The sequence below is a fragment of the Desulfogranum marinum genome, assembly GCF_963675105.2.
In the GTDB taxonomy this organism is placed as follows: domain Bacteria; phylum Desulfobacterota; class Desulfobulbia; order Desulfobulbales; family Desulfobulbaceae; genus Desulfogranum; species Desulfogranum marinum.
The window spans coordinates 1,787,138-1,807,275 of sequence record NZ_CAXXRO010000004.1; the positions used below are offsets into that span (position 1 = coordinate 1,787,138).

Sequence of the window (20,138 nt, forward strand, 5' to 3'; positions counted from 1 at the left end):
TAAAGCTCAGCCATTTTTTTGGGGGGGTAGTCACTCTGTGAGCAATCCCCTTTGGTAAAATACCTCCAAACTACAACGACCAAGAGGTATGCATGGCTAAGAATACCACTCAATTCCAACAAGGTCTCAGTTTGCCGGAATTACTTTCACAACATGGAACTTAAGAGCAATGCCACAACCCTCTATTCCAATAGCGATGGCCCAATGGGTTCATATGTCCCGAATGTGGGCATGACCGCTACTGTTCTTTACATTCGAGAAAGCTTTTTCAATGTAATCGGTGCCGAACTCAGACATCTGTGACAGCAGGGACGATATTTGATTCAACCAAGTTCCATTGGCGACCTGGTTTCTCGGCATCTATTTCATCACCCAATCAAAAGTTAGTGTTTCAGCTTTGAGCCTGAAAAGAATGAGCGGCGTATCTTATAACACTGCTTTTTTAATGAAACACAAAATACAGCAGGTCATGAAGGAGCGTGACGACAGTAAACCCATAGTTTCTTGTGTTATCCAACTCGATGATGCTTATTGGGGAGGCAAAAGCGTGATGGCCGCAGGGGACGTGGCGCCACCGGTAAACTGCCTTTCATTGCTACCGTATCCACCAATGAGCAAGGGCATCCAATTAAAATGCGTTTTAGTCGAATAGAGGCTTTTTCAAAGGAGACCATTACAAACTCGGCTGCCAAGCACCTTTGCGTGGGGGATAAAGTTATCTCTGACGGTCTCAAGTGTTTTAACGGCCTTGACGAAGCAGGGTTTGACCACAAGATCATAATTACTGGAGGCGGAGCAGATATTGTCGAGATTGCTGAGTTCAAATGGGTCAATACAATGATTGCCAATGTGAAAAGAGCTCTTCATGATATTTTTCATGCTGTTAGCAAAAAACATTTCTATGGATACTTTGCAGAATTTTGTTATCGTTTTAACCGCAGATTTGATTTACGCCAATTGATACCCAGATTCTCTTATGTTGCGCTTAGAACTCCACCCTTCCAACGCAGGCTCTTAAAAGTGGCTTAGCTTTGCGGGTAATCAGATTTTTTTATCATGTTAGCAGCAAGACCAATGGTTTAAACATCGTAGTAACGTGACCAGAAATGATGAATCAAATAGGGTCTATTCTACAGGTTGCGAGACTTATTAAATGTCCGAATTGCTATTCTGCCTTTTAACGTACCCACAAAAACGATATTGAGACCGTGGGAGGGATCTTTACCAGAAAAAATACATGATCTAATTGAATGTTAAGTTAGCGTAATCGCCAAGTAGATCACACCCCTTCCCATGTGCATCGGGTACAGATCGTAGACGTTATGATTCCGCAGCCTGGCTTGTCCAAAATTTTTGCTATAGACTTTCCCTGAATTTGCAATCTGCTTGCCCCGATTATCAATATGGGCTCAAACTCACTCTGAGATTTTGTAACCGATTCTTAAGTCTATGAGCGCATAATATATGCTTCATGTTTTAAACTTAATGTTGTTTAACTAAGCAAAAGATGTTCGAGTGTTTTATTTTTCGTGGCAAGATCTTTATTTGTAACATAATCATTGTTTAATTGCGATAATCTCTCAATGTCACTGTACCATACTATTGGTAACATTATATGGATTTTTACAAGCGTGTTTGCCTTAAACCAGATTTCATATTAGAGCGAATTGATAATGATATCGCTGTCTATCACCCTTCTTTGACCACATCACTGTACCTGAATGAAAGTGGTGCGTTGATTTGGGAATTATGCGATGGGACTCATAGGGTTGCCGATATTATAGACCTGCTTAAACAGGCTTACCCTGATCACAGTTCCACCATTGAAAAAGATGTAATTACAGTTGTTGGTCAGCTCGTTGACCATGGGCTTGCCCGTTTGGAAGATTGATTGCATCTCAACAGTTGGAGTTTGTGCATATGCAGATATTCGGAGTCGGTTTTGCCGGACGCCATGTTAAAATTTGTTATGATTCCGATGATGTCGCTGCATTTATTGATTTTTTGTTTAGTGACTTGTCGTCGCAGCTCTTTGAGGAGTATGAATTAGAGTTGACATTTGTTCGTAGAAGTGAGCCCAATACGTATGCGATTTTTTCAACAAAAGGGCTTTTGTTTGAAGGGACTCTAGGGGTAAAGGCGGCCGCTGTTCTCTATGATGTGGTTATTTTTAACCTGCTTAATTATAACAATATTGGAATAGCCCTGCATGCTGGAGCTATCTCCTACCAGGGGAAATTCATTTTACTTCCTGGAGAGAGTGGCGCAGGGAAAAGTTCAGCTGTTGCTTGGCTTACTGCTCATGGGTTTTCTTATGCTACGGATGAACTCGTATTTTTGCATGAATGTGATCTATCCAGAGTTGTTTCCTTTACACGGCCCATTTGTTTGAAACACGGGTCTGTTGAACCAATTATTGCCGAAATTACCGGGCATAAGCATACTATTTTAAAAGATGAATGGGGGGCAATTGTTCCTCATCGACTCCTTAATGCTGATTATGCCGTCTCTTCACTGTCACCGGGTTTGATAGTATTCCCCACCTATAAAAGTGATATACCAGCACGCTTAGAGAAACTTTCAGGAGCACAGGTTAGTACCCGGCTCATGGCTTGTTGTGCAAATGCTCGCAATTTGAAAGGACACGGGTTTAGAGAAATAGTTAATATGGCTCGATCGTTACCAGCTTATCAGATTACTTACAGTAATTTTAATGAGTTCGGTAAAGTGGTCGAAGATCTTTTTAGCACTCTTGGACGTAAGTGAAATCCATAGCCCATGATTCGTACGATACTTGCACTCTGTTCACGTGATGTTGGCCATGATCAAATATACCGTAGATTAACGGGTCTTCTAGATAGTGCTGATGGCGAATTGTGGAATTGGGAAGAGTTGATTTGTGAAGCGGAAAGACAGGGTATAGCTCCTCTTCTTTACAAGCATCTTGCTTCGACAACTTATACTCTTCCTTTGCACGCTAGGCGTCTGCTCCAAAGCCTCTATCTGAGGCAGAAAAAGTCTACTGCAATCCGCAATAATACTCTAATTGAAATCCTGACGATTTTTCATGAAAACGGTGTTGAATCGCTTCTACTCAAAGGGAGTGCTCTCGGTCATGTTATTTATCAAGATCCATGTTACCGACCTATGCGGGATATAGACATTCTGGTTAAAAGAGAAGATGTTGATCATGCGCAACACTTATTGTTTAAAATCGGATTTTTGCCTGCTGCACATCCGGCAATAGGGGATGACCATCACCACCTTGTACCTTTGGTCAAAGTTGTTCAAGGTTTGCCGATATCTATTGAGATCCATCGTGAATTGCTGCCCAAACAACTGCATCATCAATGGATGACCTATGAAAAGTTGAAAGAATCGGCAATGAACTTTTCAATTAATGGGTTCAGTGCTTCTAGTCTCAGCTTGGAAGACACCTTGTATTATGTTTACTTGCATGGTTTTCGCTCACCGCTGACGTACGAACCATTCCGGCTGATACATGTTGCTGATCTCGTCTCTCTTGTTGAACAGTGTTATGAACTAATTGACTGGGATAAAGTCCGGGTTGTTTTCCCTTCGGTATTTATTGTTTTATCGCGCTTGCATTTTTTGACTCCTTGGGACCCTGTAGTGAAGGAAGCCCTATCCATGGATGTCGAAAAAAAACCAGATAATGTGGGAAAACCTTATGCAGGGTGGCCGTTAAGAGCGGTAAAGGAAGCTTCTGCTCATGGCCTAGTCGAATATGCCAAAGATACAATATGGCCTTCACAGTGGTGGGTACAGATGTACTATGGTTGCTTAACTGGTCCTGAATATTACAAAATTCGATTTGTTGATCATCCTCGTACTCTTTGGCGTTGGGCGAAAACATTTTGGCATTCTTCTGCTACTACAAAGTGAGATCGTTGGAAAAGGCAATGGTTTCAATAAGTATTCTTTAACATGTGGAAATACCTTGATTATTGGTGTTTTTTGTGTAGATTGGTATGGTCTTTAAAAATTGACTATTCCTTTAATGCATGAGGTAGCTGATGAGTAGAAATGTTGACAAAGTGCCAACAGTTCCAGAAGAGTATACAGAAGAGCAGGTATCGTTTGATAGATCGGCAGAAGTAGATCACAAGAGAAGGAAAATTGTTCGTAAAATTGCTGTGGGATCTACAGCGCTGGCCTGTTGCAGTGTTATCCCTGACAAATGGACGACACCACTGGTAGAATTTGGTTCTCTACCAGCACATGCAACAACGAGTGGTCTTGAAGCAACTCTTCAAGCAGCTGTTGAAGACGTAGAAGCAGAAATTGAAAGAGTTACTGGGGCAGATGAAGCAGCTGAAGAAGAGCCTGAAAGCAGTAACTCTGAAACAATTAGCCGAACCGGACCCATATATATCGATGGTGTGATCAGGTCAAAGTTTGTTTCCGATAAACTTGGTCCACAATACGGACCGTCTCTTAAGATAGTGTTTGACTCTGGCGAAGTGCTGTACGTTCCAGATACGAAAAAAGACGTTAATCAAGGAGGGATGGGCTATAGGCCTGGTGGCAACTACACGTATCATAAAGACGTCCACAAGATGGAAGTCTATGCTAAGCCAGGTAGCTCCGCTAGATCTATAACGATCTACTATTAACCTTTAATAGATTAACTGGGTCCTCATAAGGTTTTTGGGGGCCCGGTTATATGAAGAAAATTAGTAGTCACTCCTAGCAGTTGGTCAAGTAATGTTTATTTCCTTATATCCTTGTATTGTTATGTAAACATCTCGTCTGTTCTTGTCTTAAGCGTGAGGCTGACTTTTAAGTGAGCTGTATCGCGAAGTCGGGTTAGCCTGTTTTTACATCGATGTCCCCCCCGGAGATTTTTTCACTCACGTTATATTGTTAGCAACACCCTTTAATTAATTAATCTTGCTCGCGAATCATCTATCACCATGGGTGCTGCAAAGATATTTATTTCTCAAACCTATCGTTTTGTTTAAAGTGCAGCTTATCTCGAAAATTTAGGTAGACCAGTGAGTAGATGTCTAAAGTGTGATTAACGCTTTTGGGGCACATTTTTTACTGTGTCAATAGCTGGCGGTGTTATTTACTAGTGCAATGAAAAATAAGTTATTTCTTCATCCTCCTTCACTCGTGTGGTGTTTTTTTCTCTCTACTGCTATTGCTTTAATTCTCGCAGTTTTTTTGAGCCCACCTAAACAAGAATCCTATCTTTTGTTGCAAGCTGCCGCAGATTCTCCGACGGTTGTTCAAGTGTTCTTTGATACAGGCAGTGGGTTCTCAGAGCAAGTCAGTGTAAAACAGCAGCTCCGCGGTGGGTTTCAAAGCCAGTCTATTCGTTATTCCCTGCCATCCACACGAGTGCGTAAGTTAAGAGTAGATTTTGAGGGTAAGGGAAATCAAGTAAACATAGAGCACCTTGCTCTTGTTGATACAAAGGATGAAGTTGTTGTTATAGAGCCAGATAAACTCAAAGAATTGAGAGACATCAGTTTATTAACAGTTGATAGTAAAGGGAGTGCTCTCGTCACATGGCAACAGCCCGATCCACAGGTTCTGGTGAATGTGAACCGTTCATTTCTTTCCAGCATTGCTGTTTCTCCAGGGCTGGTGTTTGCCTTAGTTTTTATGATGTACCCTCTGGTGGTTTTTCAATCTCGATTTTCATGGAATCTTGTTAGAAAGAGAGGGAGACCTTATTGCAAATTTTCTATACAACCAACTTTGTTAAAGATATGGGTACATAACGTCTGTATAGTTTTAGCAATTATTATCTGGTGTTGTGCAGGGGTCTATTGTTGGTTGGAAGTGGTAGGAAAAAAATCTTTGATTGGTGACCAAGGTAACCAGGTTATTCAAGCATATAAAAAAGATTTTGACAGGCAGGCACTTTCCTTTCAAAGAAAGGATGGATTGAAAATTAGTGCGAGAGTATATAGGGCAAAAGACACAAAAGGAAAAATACCAGCATTACTGCTTCTTCATGGGAATTATCCGGCAGGTCAGATGTTTCCTTTGTATCAGGTAATGGCGCAGGAGTTTGCTTTAAAAGGGTATTTGGTGATGACAATAGACTTTGCAGGCTACGGTCATTCTGAAGATCCCTTTGCTGGGGAGGTAGCTCGAAGGGTTGATTTGGAGATGGAAACCCGTGCGGCCATCACCTATTTGGCAGATCTTCCTTTGGTTAAATCAGACCAGATAGGGGTGATAGGGCATTCCATGGGCGCCGATCCGGCTTTACGGGTAGGCATGGAGTCCGATCAAGTAAGTACTGTTGTCCTTGTAGGTCCGCCACGGCGGGTGTGGGAACGATTTCACTATCCTCCGGATCGTGATTTTTTTTGGCATTGGGCGCATCATATCGGGCAACAGCAGTATGGACGAGCAACCTTTCCAGAGTGGTATACAAAAGAGCTCTGGTTGAAGGGCATTCTGGCAAGGGATATGGTGCACATGCGGCCAAAATTGAGGAGCTGGCACCATAAACCTGTGTTGTTTGTCGATGGACAGAGGGAACCTGCGGCTGACAAGGATTTTTTGCGTTGTTATGCTAAAGAAAGTAGTTTTCCGAAAAAATACAAGACGTTATACAAGGCTGATCATAATTGTAATGTCAGTGCTCGCAACGGACAGATCCTCTATAACCCTTCTACAATGGAACAACTGACAACACTTGTGGATAACTGGTATGTGGAAACGGTTACAGGTAAACCACGTTGGTCTGATTATCTGCGCAATATCCTTGATTGGCTTTTTGGTATGACCCGGTTTACAACCTGCTGAATTCCTCGGCGTAGTCTGCAACACCCTCTTTAAAAGAATACTGCGGTGTAAAGGCGAGTAGTCTTTTTGATTTTGAGACATCAAATCCATTGTCTGTGTCAAAAAATTCGAGGGTTCTTCTTGATAGTGGCGGTTCTTTGCCTAAGATCCCAAACAGGGTCTCTACTACAGTTGCCAGAATTACTCCAACCTGATAGGGAAGGGTAATGAGCGGCCCTGGAATATGAAGTTTATTGGAAAAGGTTTCGACGAGCTCTTTGGTGGTAATAATCTGATCTCCGCCTATTATCATCGTTTCACCAAGTGCCGGGTCACTATCCATGGCAAGCCGGAATGCCTTCAGCATATCTTTTATATACATTGGATGCCTTTTATTGAGGCCTTTGCCAATCATAATGAAACGTTTTTTCTTAAGCATGCGATGTAGTTTTGCTGTGCGGGGACACCCCAGTCCGTATATCCATGCCGGTCTCAGGATGACAAACGGTAAGTCCAGTTCCTTGCAGGTGGAAATAACTTCCTGCTCGCCGGCCAGTTTTGTTTCTCCATAGGTGGATTGGGGGTGACAAACGGTTTCTTCGTTTGCAGGAATTTCTGTAAGTTTTCCATAGGCCCCCACAGAACTTACATGGATGAATCGTTTGCATCCTGCTGCTTTGGCTGCTTTGAGTAAAGTCGGCATGCTGCGGACATTAATATCCCAGTACTCAGCCTCATCGAGGCTGATCTGCAGGTGAGCACTTGCAAAGTGATAAACTATGTCAGCACCTTCAAGGGCTTTTTTGGTAACCTCCCATTTTCTGAAGTCTGAATGAACAGTTTGAAATCGCGGCTTGCTTCCGTCGGGTGTGGTTTCTGGAAAATGAACGTCCATCCCTGTAACGGTGTATCCTTGATCACTGAGAAAGTTGGCCATGTGATACCCAAGAAAACCGCCGGCACCAGTCACTAGAATTTTTTTAACCTCATCAGGCATCCCGTTTCCCCTCTGTCATTGTTACGTAACCTTCCGACCAGGAAAGTAGAACATCCAATGAAGAAATCGCCTTGAAAAATGGATAGGCAATCGCATACATTTTGTAGGACTTTTCAACTGATTTCAATTGATCCTTGGTCGCCGGGGCAATAGTCCCTTCTTCGACTTTAGCTTCCGATTTTTTAGAAAGTATTTTCACATACAGGACGTTGATGATGAGTTCGACCATCTCAGTGAAGAAACGTGAGAAGGTGACATTTTTTAACGGTGTGTATCCTGCATTTTTCATGATAGGTTGAAGCTCGGCAACGGTCAAGCCGTCACGGATATGACCATATGATTCTTTGGTCATACCAACTACGTTTTTAAGTTTATTGACAACCTTACTTTGGTCCCCCCCCGGAATTGTTATAATAACCCGTCCACCAATTTTTGTGATGCGGTGGAGTTCATTTGTGAAAAGTACAGGGTCCTCAATATGTTCCAGGCAATCTATGGAAACAACACGGTCAAAATATTGGTCTTCATAGTCGAGTTTTTCATAGCTGCCTCGAAGGACATCTTCTTGAAGTAGTTCTTTCATCTCTTCAAGCGACTGTTCCTCAAGCTCTGCCCATGACCATTTACCGCCAAGTTCCCGGAGGTAATAGTTCATTGCTCCATTGTTATCACCGCATGTGACTAAAAGACATTTTTCATCGTTTTGAATGGGGGTTAAAAGATTTGTCAGCTCACGTAACCGCATTTGTTTCTTGAGTGTTTTTCGAAACATGCGAATTTGCCAAGGAAGTGTATCCGTCATTGCTGCGCTCATTTAATAGAATAATGTTTAAAGAGTGGATAAAGGCGATATTTTTATCGAAAAAAATAACAATGTAGTCAGTATTGCTAACATATCACCGTAATAGAAGGCAAACATTGTCGTAAAGAAAAAGCTAGCCCAAATTTCTCATCAATGAAGTTTTTCGCAGAGCAAGGCACAAATTACGTAGCAGGTAAGGTAGACTCCGATAGTAAACTACCGCAAGTGGTTTGTAACGTAGATCCTGCGGAAAAATCTATTGACCCGAAGGGGGAACTTTTTGATTAAAAACAAAAAACGGACTGTTAATTGTACTATTACTCTTTAATCAATAATATCAATTGATTGAGTTTAAAATCAAAAAGTTTATGAGAAATTTGGGCTGAAGGAGTTTAGAGGTTATGGATGCTTTTGAAGCAAAAAAGAGAAAATTAACTTTACGAGCCATAACTTTTTGTGTTTCTCGACTGAAAATAGGTCGTCATGTTTTCTAATTCCTGTTTTTTCCGTTCTGCGTCCCATGGAAAAAGAGCCGTAATCTGTGGAGCGATGTCGAGTGCCCTGTGGGGATTGTCACCAAGGGTAGTCCTGCGAAGTATAAGATCTTCAAGATGGTGTACGGACTGGTTACTTATGATGCGGCTGAGTCTTTCTTGCCATTGCTCATCACCTGCTTCTGGATACCAGTCATAGCTGAAAAGCCCATCTGGTTCCGCCGTTGATTGAATGGATGAGGCAACGTCCGGTTGAGCCGCATTTTTTTTGAAATGAGGGAAAATTGTGTGCAAGGCCTGCTCTGCAACGAGCCTGGCTGTTGTGAATTTAACGCCGGAGACAGTATATATTCCTTGAGGGCCACCGGATGCGCCATGATCCTTAATGATTGGGCGATTGGCGAGTTTAGCTGTACCCTGTTCCTGAGCCGGTAGCAGGCCGGAATAGATTTGAAGGACATCTTTCTGTTTTAACTTTAGACCTGGGACAGTCAAATTAAGGTCATCTATGTACGCTGCAACATCCTGTAATGAAGGTTGAGGATTATCACAAACCTTATCCCAAGGGGAATGGATAGTGCCTCCCATGAGTCTCCCGTTAAAACCGTGCACAAAGTACATGCTGCTGTTGGGACGCTTGGGCTTGATGGCTAAAGAATAGTCTGAAAGTGAAGGACGATCAAAAAGAACGTTCCAGGCTATGGAATACTTGAAAAGATCTGGGTCGTCATCATGAAATTTGGCAGCAAGATCTCTGCACCAGGGACCTGTCGCATTAATGATGCGAGGACTTTTAAATTCTAAAAAAGCACCGGTTTCTTGGTCACGACATTTGACTCCGCATACCTTTTGCTTGCTGGCAACGATGTCTTCAGCTTCCATGTAATTAAGGGCTGTGGTTTTATTGGCGCATGCTCTCTGAAGCATTTCCATAATAAGCAGTTGAGAAAATGGCATGCCTCCATCATACCAAACTGCTCCACCCTTTAAACCTTCACGGTCTACCTGTGGGAAAAAATTGACTACTTGTTCAGGAGATATAACTTGGCCATTATTCAGTTCTTGGCCGGGTGCAACAGACTCATTTCTTTTTCGAGAGAGGAAATCGTTAGCAAGAAGAGCCATCTTAAAAACAGATGGTCGGTACGGACCATTGCCGTATAGAGGCATGAGACAGGGTAAAGGCCTAACCAGGCCTGGAAATTCTTTGAGGAACCAGTGTCTTTCTGCTACAGATTCTTTGAAACGGTGTAAATCAAGAGTCTGGAGATAGCGTAGTCCTCCGTGCACTGTTCGCAGATGGTTGTATGTAGTCGACCATCCAAAATCTTTTTTTTCGATGACCAGGTTTGTTAACCCCATCTGAGAAGCTGTGTAGGCAAGCGCAACGCCGTATATACCCCCTCCGATAATAATAAGGTCATAATGAGTCTGGGTTGCTAAGCGTGGTTCTCTAGTGATAGTAGCCATAATGGAGTTGCTAAAAGGGTTGGAGGGAAGTTGGTTACAGTAGTTGGTTTATCATGGTCAACACCAACGTTTGTTCCAGTCATGGAAAACGATAAGTGCCCAGAGAATATGACTGTGGTTGGCTTGTCCGGAGCTATGCTCCTGTTTAAGACGTTTAATTGTCGGCCATTGGAAAATGCCGCCCTGGTCAATTGATTGTTTATTGAGGTGTTCGTCCATTAATGGCTTGAACTCAGTATTCAGCCAATGTTTTATAGGAATCGAAAAACCTTCTTTGGGACGATAGATACACTCTTTGGGTACTAGTCGACTGGCAACCTTTTTTAATATGGATTTGGTTTCATTGCCTGAAAGTTTGAAGTTTTCAGGTACCTGAAAGGCCATCTCAACAAGGTCTTTGTCCAGTAAAGGGACTCTCGTTTCCAAGCTGACAGCCATGGACATACGGTCCACTTTTGTGAGTATATTGTCGCTGAGGTAGCTCTTGACATCAACATAGAGGCTTTGGTCAAGTTCTCCCCTGTTGCCGGCCTGTTGAAAAAGTTGTTCAATATGGTGTGCTGCAGGATTTTTCACCTGTTGCAGAGCATCAGGCGAAAGTAAATTTTCTCTTAGGGTGTCGCTGACAAAAAGTCGCCATCTCGCATGAGAGAGGGATTCTGGGTAGGCAGCACCCTCAATGAACCTTTTTGCTTTGTTTACCAGGCCTTTTTTTTGCGGGCTTGGTTTGAGGCCGGAAATAATCGGTTCAATAAGGCTTTGGCGCATCCAGGCAGGGATTCGCTGGTATATGCGGGCTTTTTCTTGAGCAAGGTAGCTTTCATACCCTGCAAAAAGCTCATCTCCACCGTCACCACTCAAGGCAACCGTTACATGACGTCTCGCAAGCTGAGAGACGAGAAAGGTCGGGAAAATAGAGAAATCACCAATAGGATCATCCATAAAGTGCATCAGTTGATCAAAAAGGCTGACAATATCAGGGCGGATTATCTCGTCTCTATGTTCAACGCCTATATGATCTGCGACTTTTCTTGCCCACGTAAGTTCGTTGTATGTGGGGTCATCAAAGCCTATGCTGAATGTTTGGACTTTCCCCATGCATGCGGCAATGAGTGAGGAGTCGACACCACCTGATAAAAAGGCACCAAGCGGAACATCGCTGATCATTTGCATCTGGGTGGATGCTTGAACCTGGGCGAGAATTTTTTCTTCCCACTCATGTTCAGAAAGAGATGGTGATAGAGGAGAAGAAAGAGGAATGTCCCAAAAACTTTTTGGTGAACATTGGGGTGCGTTCAGGTTTATGTGTAGCAACTGCCCAGGCAGCAACTTTTGTATATCCTTAAAGAGGGTAGCTGTACCTGGAGTATATTCCCACGCCAGAAACTCTGCAAGAGCTTCCATGTTGAGAGATCGTTGAACCCAGGGCGTAGTAAGTAATGCCTTGATTTCTGATCCAAACAGTAATCGGTCTTTCTGAAAGGAGAAGTAGAGGGGTTTTATTCCCAGGTGGTCGCGTGCTAGAATGAAACACTTTTTATTCATGTCGTGCAGAGCGATAGCAAACATACCGTTAAGGCGTTTTACAAAATCAGCTCCCCACTGTTCGTATCCATGAACAATTACTTCGGTGTCACTGTCAGTACGGAAAATATGCCCATACTGCTGGAGTTCTTTTTTTAGCTGTGGAAAATTATAGATCTCACCGTTAAAAACAGTCCAGATGCTTTTGTCTTCGTTATAAATAGGCTGAGTTCCACCACTGAGGTCTATGATTGCCAGGCGTCGCATTCCCATTGCTACACCGTGGTGTATTGCTAAACCTTTTTCATCCGGCCCTCTGTGATAGAGAGTTTGCACCATTTCTTCTAAGCAGTTAGTGTCCGATGTTTTATTTTCGCCGCAAAAGCGAACAAAGCCTGCTATGCCGCACATTAGGAGAGGTACTCCAAAACGGTTTGTAACTTTTTAACATAGACCGGGCGGGCGTACTCTTTATTGTAAAGATTGAGAGCATTAATCGCTTTTTCTTTACCAGCACCGTTGGGATTCGTTGCTTCCAGGACACCGCGGGCGATATCTTGTGGCGTTGGTTCTACTAAAAATGCTACGTCATCTGTAAGCACTTGGGTGTGGGAATATATTGCAGTGGCTACCAGAGGGATTGAGGATGCTAATTGTTCGTATATTTTTAATGGAGTATTGGTGCCGCTGCTTCGTGGGGAGAGCAAGATTGTAGCAAGATTGCTGTATGTTCTGGCAATATTTTGTGCAACTCGACCTGTGAAGATGACATTGTCTGTTACATTTAATGCATTGGCCTGCCTTTGGAATTTTTCAACCTGTTCTCGGGTCCCCCCAACAATGACAAAACCGATATCAGGATTTTTTTCTTTAATCAACGGTATCGCATCAATAAGTAGATCTATTCCCTGATACGACTCAAGAGTCCCAGCATATACTGCAATGTGTTTGAATGTAGCTGGTATTGCAACAGGGAGAGCATTCGCTTCTTCATTCTGTACCGTGGAGCAGCCTGCTATACGAACCGGTTCAAGGATAGAGTTTTCAATAAGAAAGTTTTTATTGTTACCAGGAAGGACCTTGTTGACATAGTCGAAAAGGTCTGGGCAGATGGTAATTATAGCTTCGCTTTTTGCTAAGCTTTTATCCTCCAACCAGCGGAAGGTATTGATGAGAAATTTGCTTTTTGTAAAATTAAAGTTAGTGAGCTGCTGAGGAAGGCTTGAATGCATGTCATACAGGAGCTTAAAGCGGAAGAGAGGTTTTAAAAAGGTCGCGAAAAAAACGGCTTCTTCATGTACATGGACAACGTCATATTTATTGCGAATGAGCAGCCAGAGCATCCAAAAGAAAATAAAAATATCGTGAAACAGTTTGAGAGCTGACGGGCCAAGCTTAATGGGGCCTAAAAAACTGAAAGGGGGAGTACGGTAAAAACGTACATTTGGTATGTCTACATTCTCACCCTGTCCATAGGTCAGGAAATCTATCTCACAACCCAACTCTACGCTTATAAGAGTCCGGTAATAGACACTGAACGGGGTTCCGCGCGGAGAAAAGAAAGGTTGTGGTGCAACGACAAGTAGTTTCATGGTAATTGGAAATGGTTGTGGAAGAAGGAATTATCGACGCCTTTTGACAATCTGCATTGTGATTTGATGTTTCATAAATGGCTGTAAGGATTCGGGGGTACCAAAAGGGTCAATAGTATTTGGGGCGGAGAAGATGGCTTCCTTTAACGACGAAAACGGCTTGGATGGGTCAACTTCTCCTGGAATGCTAAAGCCAAAACTGCCTGCTTTTTTCTCCTGTTCAGAGAATGGCAACGGGTCGCTGCCTGGTAAGTTGAAAATTCCTCTTGTTTTAGCATCGCTAAATATTGGTGGTAACGGCCAACAAGAGGGACGGTTGCCATTGTCACCTAAAAAAAGCGGTCCGTCTGACCAGGTAGAGATAAGTGACTGTATGATCTTGCCTCTTTTGCCTATCCATTTCCCCGCACCCCAGGGGAGGACACGCAGGCATTTGGTAGAGTTGAGATCTTTAAGGGTCTCTTTTAAAGTATTGCCGTCAGGGTATTCTACGTCGAGACCTAATGCAAGCACTTCTAATTTCTCTGCTGTGACTATCTGTCGTCCTGCAACTACATAGAGAGTTTGTCCACCCAGGGTTGTGACTTTAAGGGTTTCCCTTTCACCTGTATCGTGTATGGAAAAATTACCTGATTGATCGCCATGTTCTTTGAGATCAGCAAATTTGTTTACCCCGCATGACTCTGTTAGCAGTAAAAAGCCATGCATTATGCCTGTGATGTTTGCATCATGATATTTTCGAAAATTTTGTAAACTAATCAGGAAAAGGCGGCTGAGTGAAAAGTGATCGTGAATATGTACATGAGCATCAACGAATATATTTTGAGATAGCATGATTGGTATGTCGGTAAATGGGAGTGTTTAATGGCAGGGAAATATGAACAAAAAGGGTCGAAGTGTCAAGCGATTAACCGTATCAACAATGGTTTAGTTGAGGGGGCAAAAGGTTTTTCTGTTTTAGGCATAAGAAATGGTACGTTGTCTATTCGTGCCTAATTGGGTGGGTTGACGGGGGTGCTTTGATGAAATTTTTTTGATGTTTGGCATTTCCATGGTAAGTTGCTTTAAAAGTTCCAGTTGACTGAAATAAAGCAGTTTGTTAAGTCCTCACCTTCAAGCTGGACTATGCTGAATTGTTCGAAGTACATCTCTTTTTAATATTTTTGCTCAAAGTGTTTGGGATAATCGGAATAAAATATGTGTGGTATTGTTGGTAAATTAGGCAGATCCAATGTTTCTTTACTCGAGCTGCAGAGTATGGCACGTTCCATTGCTCACAGAGGCCCTGATGATGAAGGGTACTGGGTGCAGGGTAAAGTGGGCTTGGGCCACAGGCGGTTGAGCATTATCGACTTGGCCTCTGGAAAGCAGCCCATCTCCAATGAAGACCAAACCATATGGATTGTATTTAACGGTGAGATCTATAATTTTCCTGAAATAAAAAAAGAACTGCTTTCGAAAGGCCACCAATTCAGCACCAATACAGATACTGAGGTTATTGTTCATCTCTATGAGGAAATGGGACAAGATTGTGTCCAAAAACTTAATGGGATGTTTGCCTTTGCAATCTGGGATGATAATAAAAAACAGTTATTTCTTGCTCGTGACCGTATCGGGCAAAAACCGTTGTTTTATCGTCACGTCAATGGTGAGTTCCTTTTTGGTTCGGAGGTAAAAGCAATACTTGCTGCTGATAATGTTGAGAGAAACATCAATTATACAGCCATCCATCATTACCTTTCCCTGCGTTTTATACCTGCTCCTCATACCATGTTTGAAGGTATCCAAAAACTACCAGCAGGGAGTACACTCCTCGTTAAAGAAGATAAAATCACTGTAAAAAGGTACTGGGATCTTAACTTTACCGACAAGCTGCAGCACACAGAAACAGATTTTTTAGACGGTCTAGAAGAACAACTTGGACGAGCAGTTACTTCGCATTTGATTAGTGATGTGCCTGTCGGTGCTTTTCTTAGCGGGGGCATGGATACCAGTACGGTGGTTGCCTTGATGGCAGAGGCTCATCCGGATGTGTTTAAAACTTTTGCTATTGGTGTAAAAGAACAGGATTTTAATGAGTTGCCTTTTGCTAAAGTGGTTGCGGATACTTTTCACACCCAACATGTAGAAGAGGTCGTTTCTGCAAATCTCATCCAACTTATGCCACAAATGGTATGGCACCTCGACGAGCCGTCCGACTCAATTGCAGCCTGTATGTTTCAGGCCGCCAAACTAGCTTCACAACATGTGAAGGTAGTTATGGGTGGAGACGGTGGCGATGAACTGTTTGCCGGATTCGATAGGTATATGGGAGTGGGGTATATCAATTACTATAATATGCTTCCATCGTTTGTCCGGAAAAAGCTCTTACACCCACTTTTTCATACTATTCCAGACAGCTTTACTTACAAAAGTCTGGTGCAGAAATTACGATGGATGGATCAATTGTCAGACTTTGATGAAGGAGAGCGTTATGCAGAGGCTACAGCTTTCTTCCGGTTTAGTCATACCCAGAAACAGCAGCTTTTTTCAGAAAAACTGTGGGGCAAACTGGCTGACATTGATTCAAATCAGGTGATTGTTGAGCATTATAACAAACCTAACGCCACAGACTCAATAGACAAAATGCTTTATGCCGATTTTATGACTCGCCTGTCAGAACATACACTGATGTTGACCGATCGGATGAATATGGCTTTCAGTCTTGAGGCACGCTCACCTTTTCTTGACCATGAATTAGTCGAATATTTGGCAAGGTTTCCTAGTAATATCAAGATTAAAGGGAGGCAGCTAAAATATATTTTGCGTAAGTTTGCCGAAAGGAAGCTGCCTAAGGAGATTACCAGTAGGCAGAAACAAGGCTTTATGTTTCCGGTTGCCTATTGGTTTCGCAATGAGTTGTATCCATTTGTTCGCGACCAGCTAGAGAACTCCTTTTTTGTCCGAGAAGGGCTGTTTCAAAAAGATTATGTGAGCTCTTTAGTTGAAGACCATCGCAACAACAAGGAGGACAACCATGTTCGGCTCTGGATGCTTTTGAATATGGAAGTTTGGCACCAACTCTACATTGAACAGCGAGATCCTGCCTCTGTAAGTGAAACTCTTAGTCAGTCGGCAAACGGCGTAAAATATTAACGGTGTAGATGAGCTTCAATGGTATTTAGTTCAACTATTTTTTTGTTTTTTTTCCTGCCGTTGGTATTGGTTGTATATTTTCTTACAGGCACTAAAGGGCGAAACAGCATTCTTTTGCTGGCCAGCCTTCTTTTCTATGCCTGGGGGGAAAATATTTTTGTTTTGCTGATGCTGTTTTCCATCGGGCTTAATTATTTATTTGGTTTGAGTATTGGCAAGTCCCAGGAGTCTGGTAAGACCGGCAAAATCGCTTTAACTCTGGCTATTGCAGCAAACCTTGGATTACTGGCTTTTTTTAAGTACTGTAATTTTGCTGTGGAGAACATTAATCGACTGCTTTTATTCATGCAGCAGCAGCCGATCCAAATAAGTGACGTTCATTTACCCATTGGTATTTCTTTTTTCACCTTTCAGGCAATGTCTTATGTTATTGATGTCTATAGGAAAGAGGCGAAAGTTCAAAAAAATCCTATAAATATAGCCCTATATATATCGCTTTTCCCGCAATTGATAGCCGGGCCGATTGTACGCTATCATGACATAGCCAACCAGATTACCAACAGAGTAGTTCGCTCCCCTGATGTGGTTGCCGGTATTCAGCGCTTTATTATTGGCTTGGGGAAAAAAGTGTTGATAGCTAACGTCATGGGGCGTACTGCAGACTATATTTTTTCTTTGCCCGCCGAAACCATCCCCCCTTATCTTGCCTGGATGGGAGCGATTTCCTATTCTTTGCAAATTTATTATGATTTTTCAGGCTATTCAGATATGGCCATAGGGTTAGGCAGGATTTTTGGGTTTAAATTTCTTGAAAATTTTAACTATCCATATTTTGCTTCTTCCATCAAAGACTTCTGGCGGCGTTGGCACATCTCACTCTCCTCATGGTTTCGTGACTATTTGTACATTCCCCTAGGGGGAAGTAGACAGTCTACTGCAAGGACGTATGTCAATCTTATTCTTGTCTTTTTTTTATGTGGTCTTTGGCATGGCGCGAGCTGGACCTTTGTTGTTTGGGGGCTGTATCACGGGAGCTTTCTTATAATCGAGAGGTGGCGACCTGTTACACGTCTCTTGCAAATACTTCCGAGGACAGTCGTCCATATGTATGTGCTGCTTGTCGTTATTGTTGGGTGGGTGTTTTTCCGAGCTGAGTCATTTTCTTACGCTTTAGGCTACCTGAAGGCAATGGTGACCTTTTCAACGCCGTCAATGTATAACTCCCAACTTTTCTTGAACATGAACCAGGAATATTATCTTATTTTTGTTCTCGCTGTTGTAGGGGCTACCCCAACGACAAAAAATCTGTATGCGTATCTAGAAAGGTCACTGAGAAGTGGAACAGGAGCGGCATCTATTGGGCAAACAGTTGTTGTAGCGGGAGAGTTTTTTGCTCTGGCCGGAATTTTCCTCTATTCTATCGCTTCCATTATGGGGGGAGCGTATAATCCATTTCTTTATTTCCGTTTTTAATGAAATTTTTAAAAACGTTGACCGAAAAGCCATATATCACAAGGGGTAGTCTCTTCTTTGCGATTGGAACTACGTTGTTTTTTCTTTGTTGTATTAGTTCTAAAATAGTAGCTGACTTTACTTCGGGGCAATGGCAGAGCTTGACCACAAGAATTGTTCTTGTTTCTGGGGCTTGTAGTATTGTCGCAGTGTTATTGAGGCATTTTTTAGCAAGGCTGCTGCCAAGGTCATTTTTCCGCTGTGGCCTTGTGTTTCTTTTTCTGGCTATTTTGATTTATCCAGCTGTTACCCAATTAGATTTTTTTAGGAAAAGTGTTCAAGACGTTTCACGCCATATTTTGCAGGACCAGCAATCTAGTGGTCATCGGTTGACGAATTTTGTAAAGCAATTTCCAGGAACCTATGAATTATATGTTAAACAGCATTTTACCCTTCCTAAATTTTTCGTTCATCTTGACGCCCTTATAAAAATTTATATTCTTGGTGTTTCTCCTAATAGTAATGTGGCTGTTGGAAAAAATGGGTATTTTTTCGAGGGATGGGGTGCACGGAAAGTTGAGAAAGGTGTTGTCGAAAATTTTGACAATATTGCTGATTACATGGGGCAAATTCCATTTAGTGACGCAGAGTTGCGAAAATGGAAAAGAACACTTGAGGAAAGACGGTACTGGTTGAAGGAAAAAGGGAGTAACTATGTCTTTGTGCTAGCCCCAACAAAGGCATTTGTTTATCCAGAGTTTTTGCCGGATAAATTGCAAAATATCAAGGGACGGACACGATATGAACAGTTGTCTGGGTATCTTAAAAAATTCACTGATCTCCCGTTTATCGACGTTCTTCCTCCTCTTCTTGCAGCAAAAAAGGAACGGGAATATCCTGATCTTTTTTACAAAACAGATTTTCACTGGAACTTTTATGGTGCGTACATTGTGTACGATGCAATCGTAAAAGAACTCAAGGGATTTTTCCCGCAATACAGCTTTCCATTACCTGCGTACACTGATTTTTCATTAAAGATCGATAGGCATTGGGCCCATCATCGGTTTATGGATATGATCGGACTTCCGGTGTTTATGCATAAAAACGAACATTATATTACTTTTGTCCCGGAAAAAGGCGGGTTGTATGATGCGGCCGTTGATATTCCTCCAGGAGGTATCTATGATGTGTATCCGCCGAAACGAAAAATTATTGCTGCTGACGGCTCATCCATGGACATTCGCATGATTTTAAATCCGCAAGCACCTATACGATCATTAGCGCTGCTTGGTGATTCATTTCTTGAAAAGTGTGTCTACTTTTTCAGTGCTAATGCCCAGCGAGTTCTTAATTATCGTACAGTCGTGAATTTCCCACAAAAAATCTTTTTTTATGAACAGCCGGATATTGTTATTCAAGAAATTCTCAACATGTTTATTTTGAGGCCGCCACCTGAGAATCCTCCTGGTTTTAAAGAGAGTTATTTGCGAGGTAAGTTTGCCGACTGTGCTGACAACACTCTTGTCCATTACGAATTCACTCAAGAACAACAAGCTTTGTTACACGACACTCAAGGTTTAACTTTGAAATTTAAAGAGTTGTCTGCGCCGGGGTTGGGTGAAGTCCGGACGGCAAGGATACGTTTTAATGAGATAGCGAAAGACGCTCGATTGCATTTAAAGTTGCTAGGTGAGAATGGTGCGATCGTGGGCCAATGGGAGCATCGTTTTGAAGTGACAGCGTCAGACTATTATTTTGAACTCCCCCCCGAGGAGGGAACTGAAATGGTTTTTACTGTTTCAGATGGCGGGCTCGACTCTGTATGGATTTCTGATGTAGAGGTACATTCGGATCGACACTTGGGGAGGCGGTAACGTGCTCACTCGAAGAGGCTATCGATT

General features: G+C 42.5%; 15 protein-coding genes and 1 pseudogene. 10 read left to right on the forward strand and 6 right to left on the reverse strand.

Going from position 1 to position 20,138, the window contains the following annotated elements:
• Nucleotides 1-92: 92 nt before the first annotated feature.
• The 6 genes and pseudogenes from ACHZCY_RS16645 (at nt 93) to ACHZCY_RS16670 (ending at nt 6,792) form a co-directional block, all read left to right on the forward strand.
• Nucleotides 93-1,029, forward strand: a pseudogene (locus tag ACHZCY_RS16645) (IS1595 family transposase).
• A gap of 586 nt (nt 1,030-1,615) precedes the next feature.
• Nucleotides 1,616-1,891 carry a PqqD family protein gene (locus tag ACHZCY_RS16650; protein ID WP_319549705.1) on the forward strand — a complete coding sequence of 92 codons (276 nt, stop codon included), beginning with the start codon at nt 1,616-1,618 and terminating at the stop codon, nt 1,889-1,891.
• A gap of 29 nt (nt 1,892-1,920) precedes the next feature.
• Nucleotides 1,921-2,766, forward strand: coding sequence for a hypothetical protein (locus tag ACHZCY_RS16655; RefSeq protein ID WP_319549706.1), 846 nt, complete (start codon nt 1,921-1,923; stop codon nt 2,764-2,766).
• Between the two features lie 12 nt (nt 2,767-2,778).
• A complete protein-coding gene (locus ACHZCY_RS16660; protein ID WP_319549707.1) occupies nt 2,779-3,906 on the forward strand; it encodes a nucleotidyltransferase domain-containing protein in 1,128 nt (375 codons plus the stop codon).
• Nucleotides 3,907-4,037: 131 nt separating this feature from the next.
• A complete protein-coding gene (locus tag ACHZCY_RS16665; RefSeq protein ID WP_319549708.1) occupies nt 4,038-4,637 on the forward strand; it encodes a hypothetical protein in 600 nt (199 codons plus the stop codon).
• Nucleotides 4,638-5,190: 553 nt separating this feature from the next.
• Nucleotides 5,191-6,792: an alpha/beta hydrolase gene (locus ACHZCY_RS16670; protein WP_319549709.1), complete on the forward strand. Its 1,602-nt coding sequence runs from the start codon at nt 5,191-5,193 to the stop codon at nt 6,790-6,792.
• Here ACHZCY_RS16670 and ACHZCY_RS16675 read toward each other — a convergent pair.
• The 6 genes from ACHZCY_RS16675 to ACHZCY_RS16700 form a co-directional block, all read right to left on the reverse strand.
• Entirely contained in the window at nt 6,779-7,768 is a 990-nt protein-coding gene (locus ACHZCY_RS16675) for an NAD-dependent epimerase/dehydratase family protein (RefSeq protein ID WP_319549710.1), read from the reverse strand. The two genes, ACHZCY_RS16670 and ACHZCY_RS16675, sit on opposite strands and share 14 nt — an antisense overlap.
• A complete protein-coding gene (locus ACHZCY_RS16680) occupies nt 7,761-8,570 on the reverse strand; it encodes a class I SAM-dependent methyltransferase (RefSeq protein WP_205222731.1) in 810 nt (269 codons plus the stop codon). The genes ACHZCY_RS16675 and ACHZCY_RS16680 overlap by 8 nt, the downstream gene beginning before the upstream one ends.
• 437 nt (nt 8,571-9,007) lie before the next feature.
• Nucleotides 9,008-10,534, reverse strand: a complete 1,527-nt coding sequence (locus ACHZCY_RS16685; RefSeq protein WP_319549711.1) for an FAD-dependent oxidoreductase — start codon at nt 10,532-10,534, stop codon at nt 9,008-9,010.
• Between the two features lie 57 nt (nt 10,535-10,591).
• Nucleotides 10,592-12,469 carry an asparagine synthase (glutamine-hydrolyzing) gene (gene asnB, locus ACHZCY_RS16690; RefSeq protein WP_319549712.1) on the reverse strand — a complete coding sequence of 626 codons (1,878 nt, stop codon included), beginning with the start codon at nt 12,467-12,469 and terminating at the stop codon, nt 10,592-10,594.
• Entirely contained in the window at nt 12,469-13,650 is a 1,182-nt protein-coding gene (locus tag ACHZCY_RS16695) for a glycosyltransferase (protein ID WP_319549713.1), read from the reverse strand. Before ACHZCY_RS16695 ends, asnB (ACHZCY_RS16690) begins: the two co-directional genes overlap by 1 nt.
• Before the next feature lie 30 nt (nt 13,651-13,680).
• Nucleotides 13,681-14,358 carry a hypothetical protein gene (locus tag ACHZCY_RS16700; RefSeq protein WP_205222727.1) on the reverse strand — a complete coding sequence of 226 codons (678 nt, stop codon included), beginning with the start codon at nt 14,356-14,358 and terminating at the stop codon, nt 13,681-13,683.
• Between the two features lie 156 nt (nt 14,359-14,514).
• Between ACHZCY_RS16700 and ACHZCY_RS16705 the strand changes: the two genes are divergently transcribed.
• The 4 genes from ACHZCY_RS16705 (at nt 14,515) to ACHZCY_RS16720 (ending at nt 20,111) form a co-directional block, all read left to right on the forward strand.
• Nucleotides 14,515-14,646: a hypothetical protein gene (locus ACHZCY_RS16705; RefSeq protein WP_319549714.1), complete on the forward strand. Its 132-nt coding sequence runs from the start codon at nt 14,515-14,517 to the stop codon at nt 14,644-14,646.
• 201 nt (nt 14,647-14,847) lie between these two features.
• Nucleotides 14,848-16,785 (forward strand): asparagine synthase (glutamine-hydrolyzing), encoded by a 1,938-nt coding sequence (gene asnB / locus ACHZCY_RS16710; RefSeq protein WP_319549715.1) that lies wholly within the window; start codon nt 14,848-14,850, stop codon nt 16,783-16,785.
• 18 nt (nt 16,786-16,803) lie between these two features.
• On the forward strand, nt 16,804-18,258 hold the full coding sequence (locus ACHZCY_RS16715; RefSeq protein ID WP_319549716.1) for an MBOAT family O-acyltransferase: 1,455 nt from the start codon (nt 16,804-16,806) through the stop codon (nt 18,256-18,258).
• Nucleotides 18,259-18,626: 368 nt separating this feature from the next.
• Nucleotides 18,627-20,111, forward strand: a complete 1,485-nt coding sequence (locus ACHZCY_RS16720) for an alginate O-acetyltransferase AlgX-related protein (RefSeq protein WP_205222724.1) — start codon at nt 18,627-18,629, stop codon at nt 20,109-20,111.
• Nucleotides 20,112-20,138: the final 27 nt, after the last annotated feature.

Coding starts and splice junctions, on each gene's coding strand:
- ACHZCY_RS16650 (WP_319549705.1), top strand. CDS start 1,616: ATGGATTTTTACAAGCGTGTTTGCCTTAAACCAGATTTCATATTAGAG.
- ACHZCY_RS16655 (WP_319549706.1), top strand. CDS start 1,921: ATGCAGATATTCGGAGTCGGTTTTGCCGGACGCCATGTTAAAATTTGT.
- ACHZCY_RS16660 (WP_319549707.1), top strand. CDS start 2,779: ATGATTCGTACGATACTTGCACTCTGTTCACGTGATGTTGGCCATGAT.
- ACHZCY_RS16665 (WP_319549708.1), top strand. CDS start 4,038: ATGAGTAGAAATGTTGACAAAGTGCCAACAGTTCCAGAAGAGTATACA.
- ACHZCY_RS16675 (WP_319549710.1), bottom strand. CDS start 7,768: ATGCCTGATGAGGTTAAAAAAATTCTAGTGACTGGTGCCGGCGGTTTT.
- ACHZCY_RS16680 (WP_205222731.1), bottom strand. CDS start 8,570: ATGACGGATACACTTCCTTGGCAAATTCGCATGTTTCGAAAAACACTC.
- ACHZCY_RS16685 (WP_319549711.1), bottom strand. CDS start 10,534: ATGGCTACTATCACTAGAGAACCACGCTTAGCAACCCAGACTCATTAT.
- asnB (WP_319549712.1), bottom strand. CDS start 12,469: ATGTGCGGCATAGCAGGCTTTGTTCGCTTTTGCGGCGAAAATAAAACA.
- ACHZCY_RS16695 (WP_319549713.1), bottom strand. CDS start 13,650: ATGAAACTACTTGTCGTTGCACCACAACCTTTCTTTTCTCCGCGCGGA.
- ACHZCY_RS16700 (WP_205222727.1), bottom strand. CDS start 14,358: ATGCATGGCTTTTTACTGCTAACAGAGTCATGCGGGGTAAACAAATTT.
- ACHZCY_RS16705 (WP_319549714.1), top strand. CDS start 14,515: ATGGCAGGGAAATATGAACAAAAAGGGTCGAAGTGTCAAGCGATTAAC.
- asnB (WP_319549715.1), top strand. CDS start 14,848: ATGTGTGGTATTGTTGGTAAATTAGGCAGATCCAATGTTTCTTTACTC.
- ACHZCY_RS16715 (WP_319549716.1), top strand. CDS start 16,804: ATGGTATTTAGTTCAACTATTTTTTTGTTTTTTTTCCTGCCGTTGGTA.